Raw genomic sequence first — 18,893 nt, forward strand, 5'->3', positions numbered from 1 at the left:
CTTGACGAGCAAGTTCACCGAACTGGCGGTTGATTGTGCTGATCCGGTGAGGCTGGCGCGGTTCTGGTGTGCGGTGCTCGGCTACGAAGTACAGGAGCAGGACGAGGACTTCGTCGGGATCGGGTCGCCGCTGGTGGCCGAGGGGAAGGCGCGTCCTGGGCCAGTGCCGCCGACGCTGGGGTTCGTCAAGGTGCCGGAAGGCAAGATCATCAAGAACCGGCTGCACCTCGACGTCAACCCGACCGATCGGGACCAGGACGAAGAGGTTGAGCGGCTGCTCGAGCTGGGTGCCACCCGGGCGAACGTCGGTCAGACCGGCGAGGAGAGCTGGGTGTGCCTGGCCGACCCCGAGGGCAACGAATTCTGCGTCCTCGCGGGCCGCCAACCCTGACGGCCGCCGTCCCAGTGTGGTCGCAGGCAACGGATCTGTGACGAAAAGTCGTAAATCATTGACGAACCACCGCTTCATGGTGTGGTTTTCTCCCTAAACACCAGGGCGGAAGGTGCGTGGGGCGGATGCGCAAATGGATCGGCGCGGCAGCGGCGATGGGACTCTTGGCGCTGGGAGGGCTGGCAGGACCGGTGGCTCAAGCGGCGCCGGCCGCGGTGACCGCGGACCCCGCGGCGCCCAAGGTGATCAGGGTCGGCGCGACCCAGGCGATGGACTCGATGAACCCGTTCCTGGCCGTCCGGCTGGTCTCGTCGTCGATCCACCGCTGGATGTACGGCTACCTCGCCGTACCGGACTCGAAGACGCTGCAGCCCAGCCCTGACCTGGCCGAGTCGTGGACCACCTCGCCGGACGGCCTGACCTGGACGTTCAAGATCCGGCAGGCCAAGTGGTCGGACGGGCAGCCGATCACCGCCGCCGACGCGGCCTGGACGTTCAACAAGATGATCACCGACGACGGCGCGAAGACCGCCAACGGCCCCGCCGTGGAGAACTTCGCCAACGTCAGCGCGAACGGCCAGGACCTGATCATCAAGCTGAAGTCCCCGCAGGCGTCGATGCTCGAGAACCCGGTGCCGATCATGCCCAAGCACGTCTGGGAGAAGGTCGGCGACATCGCGAAGTACGAGGCGAATGACTACCCCGCCGTCACGAGCGGGCCGTACATCGCGGTGGAGCACAAGAAGGACCAGTACGTGAAGCTCAAGGCGAACCCGGACTACTGGCGGGGCGCGCCGAAGATCGATGAGCTGCAGGTGATCTTCTACGACAACCCAGCGGCCGCGATCGTCGGGCTGAAGAAGGGTGACATCGACCTGATCGGCCGGCTCGCGCCGCCGGACTTCGAAGCCCTCAAGGGTGACGAGAACATCGTCCAGTGGAACACCGAGGGCCGGCGCGCGACGTACCTGCAGGTCAACCACGGTGCGACCACCAGCGACAACAAGCCGATCGGCGACGGGCACCCGGCGCTGAAGGACCCGAAGGTCCGGCAGGCGCTGCACACCGCGATCGACAAGCAGAAGCTGGTCGACGAGGTGCAGAACGGGCTGGCGAAACCGGCCGACGGATCGATCGTGCCGCCGATGTACAAGGACTTCTTCTGGCAGGCCGGCGGTGACCAGAAGGTCAGCTTCGACCTGGCCAAGGCGAACAAGATCCTCGACGACGCCGGCTACAAGAAAGGTGCCGACGGCATCCGGACGATGCCGGACGGAACGCGCAAGCTGCAGTTCCGGTTCAGCATCCACACCGACGCGCCGATCGAGGAGAAGCTGGCCGAGTACCTGACCGGGTGGCTCAAGGAGGTCGGGATCACGCTGACCACCAAGCGGCTCGACTCCAGCAAGTTCACCGAGGAGACCGGTACGACGGCGCTGTTCGACATCGCGATCAGCGGCTGGTCGGTCAACCCGGATCCGGAGGAGGTGCTGGCGACGCACCTGTGCAGCCGGCGTCCGACCGCATCGGGTGAGGGCGGTGGGACCGAGTCGTTCTACTGCGACCCGCAGTACGAGGCGCTCTACCAGCAGCAGCTGAAGGAGCTGGACCGGCCGAAGCGGGCCGACGTCATCAAGAAGATGCAGGAGCGGCTCTACACGGACGCGCCGGTGATCGCGCTGTACTACCCGAACAACCTCGAGGGCTACCGCAAGGACCGGATCGCCAAGGTCACCACGATCCCCGAGGACAAGGGCATCATGTACGGCGGCAGCGGCTACTGGCCGTTCTACACGCTCGAAGCGGTCTCCAAGGACGGCGCGGCCGCTGAGGCCGAGGGCTCGAACACCGGCGTGATCGTGGGTGTCGTCGCCGGCGTCCTGGTTCTGGCCGGAGTCGGGTTCTTCCTCGCCCGTCGCCGCAAGACCGTGGCGGACGACCGCGAATGACTCCAGTTTCTGACCGGGTGGCGCGATGACCATCGCGCCATCCGCGACGGAGGCGATCGCCGAGGAGCCCGCCCGCCGGGGGCTCCTGCGGTACGCCGTGTCGAAGGTGGGCGGGGCGCTGCTCAGCATCGCGATGGTGATCGTCGCGACGTTCTTCGCATTCCGGTTGCTGCCCGGCGACCCGGTCCGGGCGCTGGCGCAGGGGCGGAACATGACGCCCGAGCAGCTCGACCTGGAGCGACGCCGGCTCGGGCTGGACAAGTCGCTGCCCGAGCAGTTCCTGGACTTCGTCGGCCAGACGCTGCGCTTCGACCTCGGTACGTCGTACGAGTACAAGCGCCCCGTCCTCGACCTGATCGGTGAACGCATCGGCCCGACCCTCCTGCTCACCGGTACTGCGCTGGTGATGGCCGTCAGTCTGGGCATCTGGCAAGGCGCGCGAGCCGGGTGGAAACCGGGCAGCCGCTTCGACAAGTTCTCCACCGGGGTGTCGCTGGTGCTCTGGTCGGTACCGACGTTCTGGCTCGGACTCCTGCTACTCATGGTGTTTGCCGCCGGCATCGGTCCGATCCCGGGCGTCTTCCCGACCAGGGGGATCGAGAGTGTCGACGCACCCGATGGCTTCGGCTACGTGCTCGATGTGGCGAAGCACATGGTGTTGCCGTGCCTGACGATGGTGGCGGTTGTGTATGCGCAGTACCTCCTGGTGATGCGGTCCTCGGTGCTCGACGAGGTGGGCCAGGACTACGTCACGACGGCGCGGGCGAAGGGTCTCAAGGATGATGAGATCCGGCGGCGGCACGCAGTACCGAACGCGCTGCTGCCGACCGTGACGCTGGTCTTCATGCGGATCGGATTCGTCGTCGGCGGGGCGGTGACGGTCGAGGCGATCTTCAGCTGGCCAGGGCTCGGGCAGTTGTTCTACGAGGCGATCCGGGTGCCCGACTTCACCTTGATGCAGGGCACGTTCCTGCTCATCACAGTGTCGGTGATCCTGATGAACACGCTCGCCGATGTCGTGTACCACGTGCTTGATCCGAGGGTGAGGTCGGCATGAGCAGCATCACCTGGACCCGGCGCCGGCGCGCTTTCCGGCGGTTCTGGTCGGACTTCCGCACGCATCGGGCCGGCGTTGCGGGCCTCGTGATCCTCGTGGTCGCGGTCCTGCTCGCGGTCATCGCACCGCTGTTCATCGACGCGGGTGTGACCAATGTCGTCAGCGGGACCGGCGAGAAGCTGGCGCCGCCGAGCTGGGACGACCCGCTCGGTACGGACGAGTCCGGCCGGTCTGTGCTGCTGATGGTCTGGTGGGGATCGCGGACGTCGCTGCTGATCGGCTTCCTCGCCGCGCTGCTCAGCATGGTGATCGGTACCGTGCTCGGCATCGCGGCCGGGCACTTCCGCGGCTGGATCGGCGCGATCGTCATGCGGATCACCGACTGGTTCCTGGTCCTGCCGTCCCTGGTCACCGCGCTGGTGCTGGCGGCGATCCTGGGCGGCAGCACGGTGACCATCATCGCCGCGATCGGCGTGACGTCCTGGCCTTCGACGGCCCGGTTGATCCGCGCGCAGACGCTGGCGGTGGAGGCCCGGCCCTACATCGAACGCTCGCAGGCGCTGGGTGGCGGGCACTGGCACATCACCACCCGGCACGTCCTGCCGAACGTGGCACCGTTGCTGCTGGCAAGTACCACGCTGGAGGTGGCGAGCGCGATCGTCACCGAGTCGACGCTGGCCTTTCTCGGGGTCAGCGCGAACAAGACCTCCTGGGGAACGATGCTGCGCGGTTCGTACGACTGGGGCGCGGCGACCTCCGGCGCCTGGTGGTACATCCTCGTTCCCGGCCTGTGCATCGTGATCGTCGTGATGGCGTTCACGCTCTGCGGCCGGGCACTGGAGAACGTGCTGAACCCCCGGCTGCGGAGGGCCGCCTGATGAGCCTGCTCGAGCTGGACGATCTCTCCGTCACCTACCGGATCGCGTCGGGTGACGTCCCCGCAGTACGGGGTGTTTCGTTGTCGCTGGAAGCCGGGGAAGCGCTCGGCATCGTGGGGGAGTCGGGGTCCGGGAAGTCGACGCTGGCGATGGCGCTGCTGCGGTTGCTGCCGAAGGACGCGCGGACCTCAGGCCGGATCGTGCTTGGTGGCGAGGACATCCTGCAGATGAAGTGGGGTCGGTTGCGCGCGGTTCGGTGGGCCGAGGCGTCGATCGTCTTCCAGGGTGCGCAGCACGGGCTCAATCCGGTGCAGCGGATCGGCGACCAGATCGCCGAGCCGATGTTGGTACACAAGCTGCAGTCGCCTGAGAAGGCCAAGGCGCGGGTCGCGGAGCTGCTCAGTCAGGTCGGTCTGCCGGCCTGGCGGGCGCGCAGTTATCCGCATGAACTGTCTGGTGGCCAACGGCAACGAGTGATGATCGCGATGGCGCTTGCTTGCGAGCCGCAACTGATCATCGCCGATGAGCCGACCACGGCGCTCGACCTGATGGTGCAGGCGCAGGTGCTGAACCTGATCAAGGAACTGATCGCGTCGCACGGGATCTCGTTGCTGATGATCTCGCACGACCTGTCCGTGCTGGCTGATACGTGTGACCGGCTGGCGGTCATGTACGCCGGGCGAGTGGTCGAGACCGGTCCTTCCAGTGGTACGTTCCGCCACCCCTACAGCCAGGCGCTGTCGGCCGCCTTCCCAACGGTCGGCGATCCCGCGTCCCGGCTGGCGCCTCGCGGTCTCGGGGGTGACCCGCCGGATCCGCAGCAGTTGCCGTCGGGATGCGTGTTCCATCCGCGCTGCCCGGTCGCCCTCGACACGTGCTCGACGGTCGAGGTCTCGTTGCGGCCGGCCGGTGACCGGCGTACGGCGGCCTGTGTGCTGGTCCTGGAGGAATCTTGCTAACGGCAACTGAGTTGGCGGTCGAGTTCAGCTCGCGCGGCCGGCGCGCGCGAGCCGTCGACGGGGTCAACCTGTCCGTCGGGGCGGGCGAGATCGTCGCCCTGGTGGGCGAATCGGGCTGCGGCAAGACCACCCTGGCCCGCACCCTGCTCGGCCTCGAACGCCCGACCTCAGGCACGGTCTCGTACGACGGGACGCCGTTGTCCTACCGAGGCAAGTCGCTCAAGGCCTACCGCCGGCAGGTTCAACTGGTCCTGCAGGACCCGATGGGTTCGCTGAACCCTCGCCAGACGGTCTACGAAGCGGTTGCCGAGGGTCCCCGGATCCACGGTCTCCCGGACGAGGAGAAGGTTGTCAGTGAGGCCCTTTCGCGGGCCGGTCTGCGACCACCGGAGCGGTTCTTCCTGCGCTACCCGCACGAGCTCTCCGGTGGCCAGCGGCAACGAGTCGTCATCGCCGGCGCACTCGCGCTCGACCCGAAAGTACTGATCGCCGACGAACCCGTCGCCTCCCTCGACGCGTCCGTCCGCGGCGAAATCCTCGCGCTGCTCCTGCGCCTTCGCGACGACCTGGGACTGTCAGCCTTGGTGGTCACCCACGACCTAGGCCTCGCCTGGAACATCGCCGACCGGGTAGCCGTCATGTACCTCGGCCGCATCGTCGAGTCAGGCCCCACCGAGGAAGTCCTGAAGAACCCCCAACACCCCTACACCCAGGCCCTGCTCTCGGTCCTCCCCGAATCCCCCGAACGCATCGTCCTGTCCGGCGAACCCCCAGACCCAACCCGCATCCCCACCGGTTGCCGCTTCCACCCCCGCTGCCAGGTAGTAGCCGCCAACAACCCCATCGCCCCGCACTGTCGCACCGACCTCCTCCCCATCCTCCCCGCCACAGCCCAGTCCCAAGCCGCCTGCCACCTGCTTAAGCTGGGAGGGTGAGAGTCGAAGCCGTCCACCGCGACGACAAGCACCGGTTCAGCAAGTTGTCGGTGGGTGAGATCCGGTTGATCGAAGGTGTCGGGGTCGAGGGGGACGCGCATGCGGGCGCCACCGTGCGGCACCGGCATCTGGTGAAGAAGGACCGGACGGCACCGAACCTGCGGCAGGTGCACCTCATCTCGCGGGAGGTGCTCGACGAGTTGGCAGCCAACGGGTACGACGTCGCGCCAGGCGAACTGGGGGAGAACGTCACCACCGTCGGCCTCGACCTGTTCGAGCTGCCGACGGGGACGAAACTACAACTCGGGGACACCGCGATCCTGACGGTCACCGGGCTGCGGGATCCCTGTAGTCAGATCAACGGGCTGCAGAAGGGTCTGCTGAAGCAGGTGCTGAGGAAGTCAGCCGACGGCACAGTCGTCCGTCGGGTCGGGATCATGAGCGTGGTCACCGTCGGCGGCATCGTGCGACCAGGAGACCACCTGACCGTCAAACTCCCGCCCGAACCAAACGAGCCGCTTGAGCTGGTCTAGAGCCGGCCGGCCTTCTTCAAAGCTAGGTAGGTGTCGGCCAGGGCCGGTGCGATCTGGTCGGGGTTTTCGTCGATGACGGTGGCGCCGGCTCGGGTGAGGACTGCGGTTACGCGTTCGCGGTCGAGGCGGGTGCGGGCGGCTGAGGCTGCGCCGTAGATTTCGATCATGTCGGAGAGGGACGTCTCCATCTCCGACAGGCGCGGGTCAGCCACGGACGCCAGTACGACGACGTGCCGGCGGAGGAGTGGGCCGATGACCGGGAGCAGGGACTCCTCGATCACCGCGGGATCCAGGCCTGTCAGGAGTACTACGAGGGAGCGTTGGCCGAGGCGTTCCAGGACGTGCGAGACGACCACCCGGAAGTCGGTCTGGACGAGTTGCGCGTCCACGTTCGCCAGGGCGTTGACGAAAGACGGGAGGACATCTTGCGGAGCGGGTCGGCGAACGTCGGCGCGGACCTCCGAATCGCAAGCCAGTAACGAGACGCGGTCGCCAGCACGGGTTGCCAGGGCAGCCAGCAAAAGGGCTGCGTCCATTGCGTGGTCCAGGCGAGGCGCATCCCCGACCCGCCCGGCCGACATGCGACCGGAGTCGATGACAATCGCCACCTGCCGGTCGCGCTCGGGCCGCCAGGTTCGCAGTACGACGCTGTCGCGGCGGGCGGTGGCTCGCCAGTCGATGCTGCGAACGTCATCGCCGGGCACGTAGTCGCGCAGTGAGTCGAACTCCGTGCCCTGACCCCTCGTCAGCAAGGCGGTTCGGCCATCGAGCTCGCGGAGCCGTGCAAGCCGGGACGGCAAGTGCTTGCGGCTGTTGAACGGTGGCAGCGCCCGCACGGTCCACGGCACCTTGTGCGACCCCTGTCGGCCGGCAAAGCCGAGCGGGCCGATCGACCGCACCGTCACACGGTCAGCATGCCGATCCCCACGCCGGGTGGGCACCAGATGCGTCGTCAGCCGCCGCCGCTCGCCATTGGGCAGGTCCAGCTTGTGCGGTGGGTCCTGTACGCCGGCAGAAGGCGGCCAAGCGTCGCGCAGCAACCCCTTCACCCGGCGGCCCGGATTGGCCACCAGCAACGTGACCACCGCCTGCTGCCCGAGCCGTACTGCGTTGTCGCCCTCCCTGCTGAGCTGCAGCCGCCGAGGCGACCCAGCCAGCAGCAGGTCGACCAGGCACACCAGCAGCACAACAGCGACGACCAGGCCGACTCCTGCCCACCTGGGCATCACCACTGCGACGAAGAGGACTCCGGCCGCGGCAAGTACGCCGGCCCGGCCAGTGACGACCATCAGCGTGGCACTGGCACCGTGGCCAGCACGCTCTCCAGTACTGCGTCCGCCGTGACACCTTCCAGCTCTGCCTCCGGCCGGATCTGCACCCGGTGCCGCAGACAGGGACGCGCCATCGCCTTCACATCGTCCGGGATCACGTAGTCGCGCCCGGACAACCAGGCCCACGCCCGAGACACCGCAAGCAGTGCGGTCGCACCACGAGGCGACACCCCGAGCTGCAGCGACGGAGACTGCCGAGTGGCCCGGCACAGGTCGACCACGTAGGCCAGCACGTCTTCCCGTACTGCGACCCGTCGTACTGCGGCCTGTCCGGCCAGGAGGTCCTCCGGGCCGGCCACCGGGCGCAGCCCGGCCGCCGTGAGGTCACGCGGGTCGAAACCGGCAGCATGCCGTGCCAGTACTGCGATCTCCGCGTCGCGCGGCGGGATCTCCAGCGTCACCTTCAGCAGGAACCGGTCCAGCTGCGCCTCCGGCAACGGATAGGTGCCCTCGTACTCGATCGGGTTCTGGGTCGCGGCGACGACGAAGGGATTCGGCAGCTTGCGCGGCTCGCCGTCGACGGTGACCTGCCGCTCCTCCATCGCCTCGAGCAGCGCGGCCTGGGTCTTCGGCGGGGTCCGGTTGATCTCGTCCGCGAGCAGGATGTTGGTGAACACCGGCCCCTTGCGGAACTCGAACTCGCTGGTCTTCGCGTCGTACACCAGCGAACCGGTGACGTCGCCGGGCATCAGGTCGGGGGTGAACTGGACCCGCTTCGTCTCCAGCCGCATCGCCATCGACAGCGCCCGCACCATCAGCGTCTTGGCCGTCCCCGGGACGCCTTCCAGCAGCACGTGGCCGCGGCACAGCAGGGCGAGCACCAGAGCGGTCACGGCGGTCTCCTGCCCGACCACGGCCTTGCCGATCTCGTTCCGGAGCTCGACCAGAGCCTGCCTGGCCCGTTCGGGGGTGACCTCGATAGCGGTCGTCACGGGTGTCGTACCTCCAGCGTCAGCACAGCTAGCTCGTGGGACAGGGACATCAGGGCGGAGTCGTCGGCCGGTGGTTGACCGTAGAGCAGTTCATGGAGCATGGCCGGATCCCTGCCGGTCCGGGCGGCGACTGTCGTCACCACGGCGGTCGGGTCGGCTCTGCGGGGGATGCCGTGGGCCTTCTGCAGCTTGCCGAGCGTGGACTCCCGCAGAGCCGCGGCCGCGCGGTCACGAGCCCTGGAACGGCGGTAGAGCCTCGCCCGGCCTTCAGTGGTCTCCGCCGCGTGGACGATGACCGGCAGCGGCTCTGGTACGACGGGTCCGAGCCGGCGGCCACGCCAGATCGCCACCACGAAGGCAGCGAAGGCCAGCGCCCAGGCGATGTACCGGACGTCCGGTGGCACCAGTGGTGGGCCCTCGGCGTCGTCCTCGTCGTCGTAGCTGTTGCCCTCGTACTGCGGCAGGTACCAGACCAGCTCGGAGTGCGTGCCGATCAGGTTGAGCGCCAGCGCCGCGTTGCCGTCCTCGGCCAGCTGGTCGTTGGTGAAGGTCCGTGGCGAGCCGACCACGTCGACAGTCGTGCCCTGGTTTTCCAGACGGACCACAGTGTGGTTGATGCCGTCGCCGTAGCAAGCGGTGGCCGAGTCGGGCGCGGAGTACGAGACGCCGCCGACGGTCGCAGTACCGGCCTTGATGGCTGCAGGGAGGTCGCAGCCGGGGGAGCGGCTGTCAGAGGGCATTGTCTGGCTTGCGGATCGCACGCCGGTGGCAAAGGACTCCAGTGCTCTGGAGCTGGGCCGCATGAGCACGACATGACTCCACCCGGCCGCTGCGATGTCCTCCCAGTCGGAGCGGCTCAGAGACCCGCCGGGAGCGACCAGAAGCGTCTTGCCCGCTCCGGAGTCCGTTGCGTCCTCGAAGTCCTCGGTGCCGGTCACGTCGACCCCATGGTTCTCCAGCAGAGCCGCCAGCGCTTTCGCGCCGGATGGCTCGGCAGAGTCCGGGCTGAACGGTCCAGAGGTCCGGGTGGCTCCTGCGATGAGCAGCACGAAGATGATGAGCACGGCGGCTCCCGTGACCAGCAGGGGAACCCGCAGGGACCGCCAGACCTCGGTGCCGCTCCGACCGAGCGCAGTACTCATCCCTGCACCAGCTGTCGCGTCGACACGTGCCTCGCGGCGTCGTCAGCCGCCACTACCTGGGCATAGCGTTCCGGAGTACCAGGGCGGTTGCCGTAGACAACCTCTGTGAACGCCAGCGCCGCCGGCTGCAGAGGCTCCCGCAGAGCCGGTACTACGCGCCCCGCGTCCGCCACCGCCTCGTACGCCGTCCGCCCCGGTCGCTCGTCGATCACAGTGCGCTCGGTGAGCTCAGCGACACAGGCACGGAACCGGCTTCGCACCGCACCCGCGTAGTTGCCCCCGGCCACCTCGGCCTCAGCCTGGGCCCGGTACTCCGCTGCGCTGCGTGGCTTGCCGGTCTCGAAGACAACCTGACTCTTGGTGCTGCGCGTGGTGCGTAGTACGCCGGCCCGCCAGAGGACAACCACGACCACGAGCACGATCAGGCCGACCAGCATCAGCAGCCCCGCATTGCCGTCGGGGGACCGGCCGGTCAGGTCGGCGAGCATGTCGGTGATCCAGGTCAGGACCTTGTCGATCGCCCGGGCGATGAGGTTGTCGCCGGCCTGACCATAGGCGGGCTTGGCCAACTCCTTCGCGGCTTCCTGGGCGGCGTCGTCACGGCTGATGTCGACCGGCGGTTCCAGTTGCACCATGGGCCTCACAGAAGCGGCCCGGTCTGCTGCTGGGCCGGCGCCGGTCGCAGGGAGGGACGGAGCCAGAGGTCGAGCCCCTCGCGCCGCACCCGCAGGTCAAGGTAGATGAGTGCCTGCACGGCCGACAGGAAGGCGAGGCTGGCGATCAGGGTGAGGACGGTCGCCACTCCGGCCGCGACGCCAACCACCACCGCGACAATGGTCGCGCTGCCGTCGTCGCTGCCGTCGGCCCAGGCGCCGAGCGTGGCGACCAGGGTGCCGATACCGAACTGCAGTGCGTAGCTGACGATGTTCACCACCACGGAGGCGAAGAGCAGGATGCCCAGCACCCGCCAGAACTTGCCGCGCACCAGCCGCCAGGAGCGCCGCAGCGAACCCCAGATCCCCACCCTGGCCGGGATGTAGAGCCCGATGTCCGGAGCGTGCTTGCCCTCCATCAGGACCACGGTGCCGGCCAGCACCAGCCGGATCCCGAAGATCAGCACCAGGACGCCGCCGACCATCACCAGCAGGACCGAGATCAGACCGGCGACCTCTGACGAGATGACCGCGTCCGCGCCGACGCCGAGGCCGAAGACGCCCAGCCCCCAGCCGGCGATCATCACCACGAAGCACAGCGACTGCACCGCGCCGACAGCGGCCAGAGCGGGCAGGGACCGGCGTACCAGGCGGAGCAGTTCGCGTGGGCCCACCCGGGTCGCCAGCTGGCTGCGGACGGCTGCCAGGGCGATGATGCCGGACAGCATGCTCGACACCACAGCGAACAGAACCAGTTGCAGTCCGTACATGACCAGCATGGAGATACCGGCCTGTTCGAACGGCGAGTCCGCGTTGAAGAAGCCGCTGATGCCACCGGGCACGGTGAGTTGGGCCAGCGCCGCCTGGACCGCGGCCAGCGCGATCCCGGCCACCACCGGCAGGCCCAGCATGACCGCCTTGTTGTCGGAGATGGTCCGGGCGGCGTTGTCGAGCAGGTCCGCCGGCAGCCACGGCCGCAGCGGTTCGGAGTACTCCGGACTCTCGTAGACCCCGATGTCGTCGCGCATCCCGCCCCCTCCCTTCCCGGCCCGCCGGCGGGCCCCGATGCGGCCCTGCCGGGCTTGTCCCCGAACCCGCAGTGCACCATGATCACAGCCCGAGCGGTCCAATACCCCCATTACTCCGGTCCCGCTCGGCGCTCCGGCGTGTGCGCCGGCCGGAGAATGGGACACTATCCGTAGTGCGTACGATCGGCGCCCCTGGGCGCGGCACTGATCCGGATCGGCCGTGACACTACAAGGAGCAGGCGTGGCAGAAGGTAACCGGACGATGCGGGGCCGAGTCCTCATCGTCGATGACGACACGGCGTTGTCCGAGATGCTCAGCATCGTGCTGCGCAACGAGGGCTACGACACCTACCTGTGCGCCACCGGCGACAAAGCGGTGCCGGCCTTCCGGGAGTTCAAACCCGACCTGCTGCTGCTCGACCTGATGCTGCCGGGGATGGACGGGATCGACGTCTGCCGGGCGATCCGGGCCGAGTCCGGCGTACCGATCGTGATGCTGACCGCCAAGAGCGACACCGTGGACGTCGTGCTGGGCCTGGAGTCCGGCGCCGACGACTACGTGGTGAAGCCGTTCAAGCCCAAGGAGCTGGTGGCCCGGATCAGGGCCCGGCTGCGCCGGATGGACGAGCCCGGGCCGGAGTCGCTGACCATCGGCGACCTGACCATCGACGTGGCCGGGCACTCGGTCAAGCGGGCCGGCGAGACCATCCAGCTGACCCCGCTCGAGTTCGACCTGCTGGTCTGCCTGGCCTCCAAGCCCTGGCAGGTGTTCACCCGTGAGGTGCTGCTCGAGCAGGTCTGGGGCTACCGGCACGCGGCCGACACCCGGCTGGTCAACGTGCACGTCCAGCGGCTGCGGTCCAAGATCGAGAAGGACCCCGAGCACCCGGAGATCGTCGTGACGGTCCGAGGCGTGGGTTACAAGGCTGGTGCGGACTGATCGAGTACGGACGCGACGAACAGTCGCCGGCGGAGAAACCGGCAGCCGAGCCGGAAACCCGCGGAACCGAGATCGAGCTCACCGCCGCCGGGGCCGACTGGCACGCCGCGCAGCAGCCGTTGTGGCGGACCCACCCGCGGCACTGGCCGGACTTCTGGCGCCGCTCGATCCAGGCCCGGATCGTCACCGGCACCCTGCTGATGTCGATGATCGTGCTGATCCTGGTCGGCTGGGTGATGATGAGCCAGGTCACCGACGGCATCCTGGAGGCGCGGCGGGACAGCGCCCAGAAGGAGGCCGTCGCGCAGCTCGCGTCGCTGTCCGGTTCGCTGAACGCCGCCGACCCCGGCGCGATCCAGCAGAAGCTGTCGCTGCTGATCGCGGGCTCCAACCGGCCCGGCCTGTACGAGGTGGTGCTGATCCCGAGCGACCAGGCCGACTCCAACGCGATCCGGACCACCGGCCAGGTCAAGAGCGACTCGATCCCGTACGAGCTGCGGGCCTCGGTCGCGAAGGACGAGACCAGGCTCTACGACACCTACCTGCGGATCGACTACGACGGCGGCCAGAGTGAGCCCGGCCTCGCGTTCGGCTCCCAGCTGCGGGTGCTGAACCTGAACGCCCAGCGGTACGAGGTGTACTTCCTGTTCCCGCTCACGGCGCAGAAGGACACCCTGGATGTCGTCCAGCGGGCACTGCTCACCGCAGGGCTGCTGCTGGTCATACTGCTCGGCGCGGTCGCCTGGCTGGTCACCCGCCAGGTCGTCACGCCGGTGCGGATGGCCCGGCGGATCGCGGAACGGCTCGCGGCCGGCCGGCTCGAGGAGCGGATGCAGGTCCGGGGTACCGACGACCTGGCCCGGCTGGCGGTCTCCTTCAACAAGATGGCCAGCAATCTGCAGCAGCAGATCCGCCGGCTGGAGGAGCTGTCCCGGCTGCAGCGCCGGTTCGTCTCCGACGTCTCGCACGAGCTGCGGACGCCGCTCACCACGGTCCGGATGGCCGCCGACCTGCTGCACGAGACCCGGGACGACTTCGACCCGATCACCCGCCGCTCGGTCGAGTTGCTGCAGAACGAGCTCAACCGGTTCGAGGAGCTGCTCGCCGACCTGCTCGAGATCAGCCGTTTCGACGCCGGTGCGGCCGCCCTCGACCTGGAGGACGTGGACCTGCGCGACATCGTCTCCCGCGTCCTGGAGAACCACGAGACCCTGTTGCGGCACAAGGGCTGCGAGGTCCGGCTGGAGATGCCCCGGCCGTGCCGCGCCCAGGTCGACTCACGCCGGATCGAGCGGATCCTGCGCAACCTGATCGGCAACGCGATCGAGCACAGCGAGAGCCGGCCGATCGTGATCAGCACGGCGTACGACGAAGAGGCCGCGGCGGTGGCCGTGCGCGACCACGGTGTCGGCTTCCGGGCCGAAGAGGCCGAGATGGTGTTCAGCCGGTTCTGGCGGGCCGACCCGGCCCGGGCCCGGACCACGGGCGGGACGGGGCTCGGTCTGTCCATCGCGCTGGAGGACGCCCGGTTGCACGGCGGCCGGCTGGATGCCTGGGGATCGCCCGGCGACGGCGCGTACTTCCGGCTCACCCTGCCGCGCAGTCCCGACATCACGCTGACCGGCTCGCCGCTGCCGCCCCGGCCGAGCGACGCGGCCCGCGTGGTGACCGAGCTCGTCGACGTCGGCGCGCCGTACCAGAAGCTGACCGGTGGTGACGATTCATGAGGACCAAACCGCTGGCCGTGCTGGCAGCCGCGCTGTCGACGGCCCTGCTGGCGGCAGGCTGCGCGACCGTGCCGACCAAGGGCCCCATCCGGAACAGCAGCCAGGACGCCCCGGCCGCGGGGAGCGCCGGGATCGGGGTCGAGGCGCGGCCACCGCGTCCCAACGCCGAGCCGCTCCCGCTGGTGAACGGCTTCCTGGAGGCGATGGCGGACACCCGGGCCTTCGACGTCGCCCGCGAGTACATGACGTCGAAAGCCGCCGGAAGCTGGAAACCCGAGTCCAAGACCTGGGTCTACGACCAGACGGCGGGCTCGGGGGTGTCGGTCGATGCCAACAAGAAGGTGCACCTGTCCGCGCCGCTGATCGCCACCATCGACTCCCGCGGCTCGTGGACCCCGGCCGTGCCGGGCGACCAGGTGGACTGGGTCTTCGAGCTGACCGAAGTGTCCAAGCAGTGGCGGGTCGCGAACGCGCCGCCCGGCGTGTTCCTGGGCAGCAACCAGCTGCAGCCGCGGCTCGCGCCGCAGGCGCTGTACTTCTTCAATCGGTCCAGGGAGCTGCTGGTCGCGGACCCGGTCTTCCTGCCGAACAAGGTGGTCGCCGGCCAGGCGGCCACCCAGCTGATCCAGGAACTGCTGAAGGGCCCGACCGGCCGGCTCGGCAACAGCGTCGTCTCGGCCGCCCCACCCGGGACGACGGTGAACGTCTCGGTGCCGGTGGAGTCCGGGGTCGCGAACGTGGCCCTGAGCGGTACGGCTGCCTCGCTGACCGACACACTCGACCGCGAGCGGCTGGCCGCCCAGATCACCTGGACGCTGCGGCCGGTCACCGCCCGGGTGCGGATCACGGTCGACGGCGCCCCGCTGCTGCCCGACCAGCCCAACGACGAGCTCTCGTTCGCCACCAACTTCGGCCAGTACGACCCGTCCGTGCCGAGCGGCCGGATGAAGGACCTGTACGGATTGCGCGACGGCAAGATCCAGCGCATCCCGCAGGGCCAGGACGGTTCCCAGACCATCGAACCGCTGCCGATCACCGACAGCCCGCTGTACGCGTACAACGCCGAGTCGTTCGCGGTGAACCTGCGCGGTGACGCCGGCGCCATCGTCACCACGACCAGGAACGGCACGCAGGCGGTCGTCTACGGCCGGCTGGACACGCCGCGGAACGAGCAGCCCACGACGATGATCCCGGTCGAGGGCAAGGTGCTGCGGCCGAGCTACGACAACGACGACAACCTGTGGATCCTCGACCGGGCCGACAGCGCCAAGCCCCGGCTGCGGGTGCGCGGACCGGACGGCAAGGTGGCCACCGTGCAGACCAACTTCGGCGGCAGCACCCCGGTCGTCCTGCGGATGGCGCCGGACGGGGTCCGGGCGCTGCTGGTGATGCGGCAGGACGACGTCAGCACGGTGCAGACCGCAACGATCGAGAACACCGACGGCAACCAGTTGGTGCTCAACCGGTTCAAGCCGCTGCACCTGCGGCTCGCCGAGATCACGGACGCCGCCTGGAGCAACCTGGGCATCCTGGTCGCAGGCAAGGCCGCCAAGGGCGAGAACCAGGCCCGGCCGTGGCAGGTGAACGTGGACGGCTCGTACCAGCGGGCGCTGCCGGGCGCGAGCAGCGAGTTCGACGCGATCCACGTCGCGGCCAACCCGAACCTCGACACCCTGCCGGCCGTCCAGGACGCGGCCGGCCAGCTGCACTGGCAGGGCAAGGACCTCAACTGGGTCGACCTCGCGGACGGCCCCGAAGGCAAGGTCACCCCGGTCTACCCCGGCTGACTTGTCCACAGGTCCGGGGCTCGATGGTCGATCCGGCTGGCTTGTCCACAGGTTGCCGACGGTGTGGTTGCGGTCCCGGAGGCGATCGCGGATCGTGGTTCGGGTGGCTGCTGCGGGATGCGCTCGTGGATCTCGTGCTGGGCGGCCGCTGTGCGGGGTGCGACCGCCCAGGCGTGTCGCTGTGCCCCGAGTGCCAGCACGCGCTCGCGGGCTGTACGGCGTACCGGGCCTGGCCTGATCCGGTGCCGGAGGGGCTATCGGTGCCGACGGCAACAGCGGAGTACGGCGGCGTGGTGCGGTCGGTGATCCTCGCGCACAAGGAGCACGCTCGGTACGCGCTGGCGAGACCGCTCGGTGAGGCCCTCGCCGTGGCGGTGCAGACCACGCTGGGAGCGGGACGCGCCGCGTGGCTCTGCCCGGTGCCGTCCTCGGCTTCCACCGTCAGGCAACGCGGCCACGACCCGTTGCGCCGGCTCTCGGCGGTCGCGGTCCGGCGGCTGCGCAGGAGTGGGTACGACGTACGGCTCGCCGACGCGCTGGCCGTCGTACGGCGTCCGCAGGACCAGGCCGGACTGTCCGCTCAGCAGCGTTCCGCCAATCTGTCCGGCGCTTTCGAGGCCCGTTCGCGCTGGGCTGAAAGGCTGACGGGTCAGCCGGTGATCGTGGTCGACGACGTGCTGACGACCGGTTCCACGCTCGCCGAAGCCTGCCGTGCCCTGGCAGTCCGGGGAATTCCGGTCCTCGGTTGTGCCGTCGTGGCCGCGACCCGGCGACGCGCGCTGCCCGGTTCATGAGAACTTCCCTACCGGTTTTCGCAGAAGCCGACTAGCGTTGGCGTATGACACCCGCTTGGGCTTGTCGGACGCAGTGGTGGGCGAGGACCGGATCAGCCGGATTCCTTCCCACGGAGTCCGCCGGGCCGCAGAGCGGGTGTTGTCGTTTCGGGCACCCGACTGCCGCAACCGGCACCACCGACGGGGGTCCGAAGACGTAACAGAGTCGCCGATCGATGGAGGTTTCCGTGGACGTCGTTGTCAAGGGTCATCACTGCGAGGTCAGTGACCGCTTCCGGCAGTACGTCGAGGAAAAACTCGAGCGGATCGAGAAGGTCGATCACCGGGTACTGCGATGCGAGGTAGAAGTCAGCCAGGAGAAGAACCCGCGACAGCACGATCGGGCCATGAGGGTCGAGCTCACCATGTACACCAAGGGGCCGGTGCTCCGGGCCGAAGCGAGTGGTGAGACCAAGCAGGCTGCTTTCGACGTGAGCCTCGACCGGCTCCGCGCCCAGGTCCGCAAGGCGGCCGACCGGCGCCGGGTGCACACCGGTCAGCACGCCCCCGAAGGACTGCGGCACGTGGCCGCGAAGCAGGCCATCAACGGCGCCCCGGTGCCGGAGGAGACGGCCGCCGAGGACGAGGTGCCGACCCAGAAGTTCGGCTCGCTGACGGTGACCGGTGACGGGCCGCTGGTGATGCGCGAGAAGACCCACACCGCCAAGCCGATGTCGCTGGACCAGGCGCTCTACGAGCTCGAACTGGTCGGCCACGACTTCTACCTGTTCGTCGATGCCGACGAGAACCAGCCCAGCGTCGTCTACCGCCGCCGCGGTTACGACTACGGAGTGATCCGGCTGGCTGTCTGACCCGGGAGGAGCCCACAAAGGAGAAGGGCCGGACACCGCGCACGGTGTCCGGCCCTTTCTCCTTCCCCTGTGAAGGTCTGTTGCCTGCGCTAGCCGTCGATCTGCGCCTGCAGCGCGGCCGCGTAGGTGGCTACCTCGGCGTAGACGCCCGGGTTGCCGGCGTCCGCGCAGCCAACGCCCCAGGAGACGACGCCGAACAGCCGGCCGTTGAGCACCAGCGGGCCACCGGAGTCGCCCTGGCAGGAGTCCTTGCCGCCCTCCTTGTAGCCGGCGCAGATCTCACCGGCTGCGGTGTAGTTCTGGCTCGCGTACACGTCACCGCAGTACGCGTCGCCGAGCACGGGCGTGACCACCTTCTGGAAGGTGTTCGCAGGGCCGGTGCCCTCGGTGGCGCCCCATCCGTAGACGACAGCGGCCGCGCCCTCCGCGTCAGCCGCCGTACTGGTCTCCAGTGCCAGCGTCGGTACGCCGGTGAACGGGGTGGCCAGCGTCATCACCGCAACGTCGTGCCCGTCCGCTTTGCCGTACTCCGGGTCGACCCAGATGGCACTGATCTTGGACTCCTTGCCGACCGATTTGTCGCTCAGCACGTCCCGCCCCTGGATCGCCGTGTAGGTGCCGGCCGCCTCGGTCGAGCAGTGCGCCGCGGTGACGATCTTGTTGGCCGCGACCAGGGTTGCGCCGCAGTACTCGCCGGTCGGGTCGGGTGAGGCGCTGTTCGACAACTGGATCGCCCAGGGCGCGTCGGCTGTTTTGGCGAGCTCCCCGCCCACGATCCGAGTGTGCGGACCGTCAGGTGCCGGTGCGGCCGTCGCGGCGGACACCGCGCCGAGGGATGCCGCGGTCAGTGCACCGGCCGCCAAAACGGCGCGCGCCAGTTGAAGTCTTGCTGTCATGCCTCACACTCCAGGGTGATGGGGGGCGGCGCGGGCGGCACCACCTGCACGCAGAATCCCCGATCACCTCGGGTAGCGCACCTCTCACTTGCGGTAACACCAGAGTTATG

Annotated in this window: 18 protein-coding genes; 12 read left to right on the forward strand and 6 right to left on the reverse strand. The window is 68.8% G+C overall.

Going from position 1 to position 18,893, the window contains the following annotated elements:
• Position 1: 1 nt before the first annotated feature.
• The 7 genes from ACQPYM_RS08360 to ACQPYM_RS08390 all read left to right on the forward strand — a co-directional run bounded on the left by ACQPYM_RS08360 (position 2) and on the right by ACQPYM_RS08390 (position 6,702).
• On the forward strand, positions 2 to 391 hold the full coding sequence (locus ACQPYM_RS08360; protein WP_433017405.1) for a VOC family protein: 390 nt from the start codon (positions 2 to 4) through the stop codon (positions 389 to 391).
• A 125-nt stretch (positions 392 to 516) separates the two neighbouring features.
• A complete protein-coding gene (locus ACQPYM_RS08365) occupies positions 517 to 2,340 on the forward strand; it encodes an ABC transporter substrate-binding protein (RefSeq protein ID WP_433017408.1) in 1,824 nt (607 codons plus the stop codon).
• Positions 2,341 to 2,365: 25 nt separating this feature from the next.
• Positions 2,366 to 3,397 carry an ABC transporter permease gene (locus ACQPYM_RS08370; RefSeq protein WP_433017411.1) on the forward strand — a complete coding sequence of 344 codons (1,032 nt, stop codon included), beginning with the start codon at positions 2,366 to 2,368 and terminating at the stop codon, positions 3,395 to 3,397.
• The gene (locus ACQPYM_RS08375) at positions 3,394 to 4,275 is read left to right on the forward strand and encodes an ABC transporter permease (protein WP_433017414.1); all 882 of its coding nucleotides are present in this window, start codon (positions 3,394 to 3,396) and stop codon (positions 4,273 to 4,275) included. Before ACQPYM_RS08370 ends, ACQPYM_RS08375 begins: the two co-directional genes overlap by 4 nt.
• Complete coding sequence (locus ACQPYM_RS08380) at positions 4,275 to 5,234, forward strand: ABC transporter ATP-binding protein (RefSeq protein ID WP_433017417.1); 960 nt, start codon at positions 4,275 to 4,277, stop codon at positions 5,232 to 5,234. The genes ACQPYM_RS08375 and ACQPYM_RS08380 overlap by 1 nt, the downstream gene beginning before the upstream one ends.
• Positions 5,228 to 6,169 (forward strand): ABC transporter ATP-binding protein, encoded by a 942-nt coding sequence (locus tag ACQPYM_RS08385; protein ID WP_433017420.1) that lies wholly within the window; start codon positions 5,228 to 5,230, stop codon positions 6,167 to 6,169. Before ACQPYM_RS08380 ends, ACQPYM_RS08385 begins: the two co-directional genes overlap by 7 nt.
• Positions 6,166 to 6,702 (forward strand): MOSC domain-containing protein, encoded by a 537-nt coding sequence (locus ACQPYM_RS08390; RefSeq protein WP_433017423.1) that lies wholly within the window; start codon positions 6,166 to 6,168, stop codon positions 6,700 to 6,702. Before ACQPYM_RS08385 ends, ACQPYM_RS08390 begins: the two co-directional genes overlap by 4 nt.
• Here the strand turns inward: ACQPYM_RS08390 and ACQPYM_RS08395 are convergent.
• From ACQPYM_RS08395 to ACQPYM_RS08415, 5 genes are read right to left on the reverse strand one after another with little or no spacing between them, the layout of a single operon-like run.
• The gene (locus ACQPYM_RS08395; RefSeq protein ID WP_433017426.1) at positions 6,699 to 7,991 is read right to left on the reverse strand and encodes a DUF58 domain-containing protein; all 1,293 of its coding nucleotides are present in this window, start codon (positions 7,989 to 7,991) and stop codon (positions 6,699 to 6,701) included. The two genes, ACQPYM_RS08390 and ACQPYM_RS08395, sit on opposite strands and share 4 nt — an antisense overlap.
• Positions 7,991 to 8,965 carry an AAA family ATPase gene (locus tag ACQPYM_RS08400; RefSeq protein ID WP_433017429.1) on the reverse strand — a complete coding sequence of 325 codons (975 nt, stop codon included), beginning with the start codon at positions 8,963 to 8,965 and terminating at the stop codon, positions 7,991 to 7,993. Before ACQPYM_RS08400 ends, ACQPYM_RS08395 begins: the two co-directional genes overlap by 1 nt.
• A complete protein-coding gene (locus tag ACQPYM_RS08405) occupies positions 8,962 to 10,107 on the reverse strand; it encodes a DUF4350 domain-containing protein (RefSeq protein WP_433017432.1) in 1,146 nt (381 codons plus the stop codon). Before ACQPYM_RS08405 ends, ACQPYM_RS08400 begins: the two co-directional genes overlap by 4 nt.
• Positions 10,104 to 10,742: a DUF4129 domain-containing protein gene (locus tag ACQPYM_RS08410; protein ID WP_433017435.1), complete on the reverse strand. Its 639-nt coding sequence runs from the start codon at positions 10,740 to 10,742 to the stop codon at positions 10,104 to 10,106. The genes ACQPYM_RS08405 and ACQPYM_RS08410 overlap by 4 nt, the downstream gene beginning before the upstream one ends.
• A gap of 5 nt (positions 10,743 to 10,747) precedes the next feature.
• The gene (locus ACQPYM_RS08415) at positions 10,748 to 11,788 is read right to left on the reverse strand and encodes a hypothetical protein (protein ID WP_433017438.1); all 1,041 of its coding nucleotides are present in this window, start codon (positions 11,786 to 11,788) and stop codon (positions 10,748 to 10,750) included.
• Between the two features lie 262 nt (positions 11,789 to 12,050).
• On the opposite strand from ACQPYM_RS08415, the gene mtrA reads away from it, so the two are divergent.
• From mtrA to hpf, 5 genes are all read left to right on the forward strand, one after another.
• On the forward strand, positions 12,051 to 12,728 hold the full coding sequence (gene mtrA, locus ACQPYM_RS08420) for an MtrAB system response regulator MtrA (RefSeq protein WP_131345780.1): 678 nt from the start codon (positions 12,051 to 12,053) through the stop codon (positions 12,726 to 12,728).
• Between the two features lie 119 nt (positions 12,729 to 12,847).
• Complete coding sequence (gene mtrB, locus ACQPYM_RS08425; protein WP_433017441.1) at positions 12,848 to 14,455, forward strand: MtrAB system histidine kinase MtrB; 1,608 nt, start codon at positions 12,848 to 12,850, stop codon at positions 14,453 to 14,455.
• Positions 14,452 to 16,242, forward strand: a complete 1,791-nt coding sequence (locus ACQPYM_RS08430; protein ID WP_433017444.1) for an LpqB family beta-propeller domain-containing protein — start codon at positions 14,452 to 14,454, stop codon at positions 16,240 to 16,242. Before mtrB ends, ACQPYM_RS08430 begins: the two co-directional genes overlap by 4 nt.
• A 125-nt stretch (positions 16,243 to 16,367) precedes the next feature.
• On the forward strand, positions 16,368 to 17,036 hold the full coding sequence (locus ACQPYM_RS08435) for a ComF family protein (RefSeq protein ID WP_433017447.1): 669 nt from the start codon (positions 16,368 to 16,370) through the stop codon (positions 17,034 to 17,036).
• Positions 17,037 to 17,263: 227 nt separating this feature from the next.
• The gene (gene hpf / locus ACQPYM_RS08440; RefSeq protein WP_433017450.1) at positions 17,264 to 17,887 is read left to right on the forward strand and encodes a ribosome hibernation-promoting factor, HPF/YfiA family; all 624 of its coding nucleotides are present in this window, start codon (positions 17,264 to 17,266) and stop codon (positions 17,885 to 17,887) included.
• Positions 17,888 to 17,976: 89 nt separating this feature from the next.
• On the opposite strand, the gene ACQPYM_RS08445 is transcribed toward hpf, so the two are convergent.
• Positions 17,977 to 18,783 carry a S1 family peptidase gene (locus tag ACQPYM_RS08445; protein ID WP_433017453.1) on the reverse strand — a complete coding sequence of 269 codons (807 nt, stop codon included), beginning with the start codon at positions 18,781 to 18,783 and terminating at the stop codon, positions 17,977 to 17,979.
• Positions 18,784 to 18,893 lie beyond the last annotated feature (110 nt).

This window comes from Kribbella sp. CA-294648 (assembly GCF_050943845.1).
Taxonomy (GTDB): Bacteria; Actinomycetota; Actinomycetes; order Propionibacteriales; family Kribbellaceae; genus Kribbella.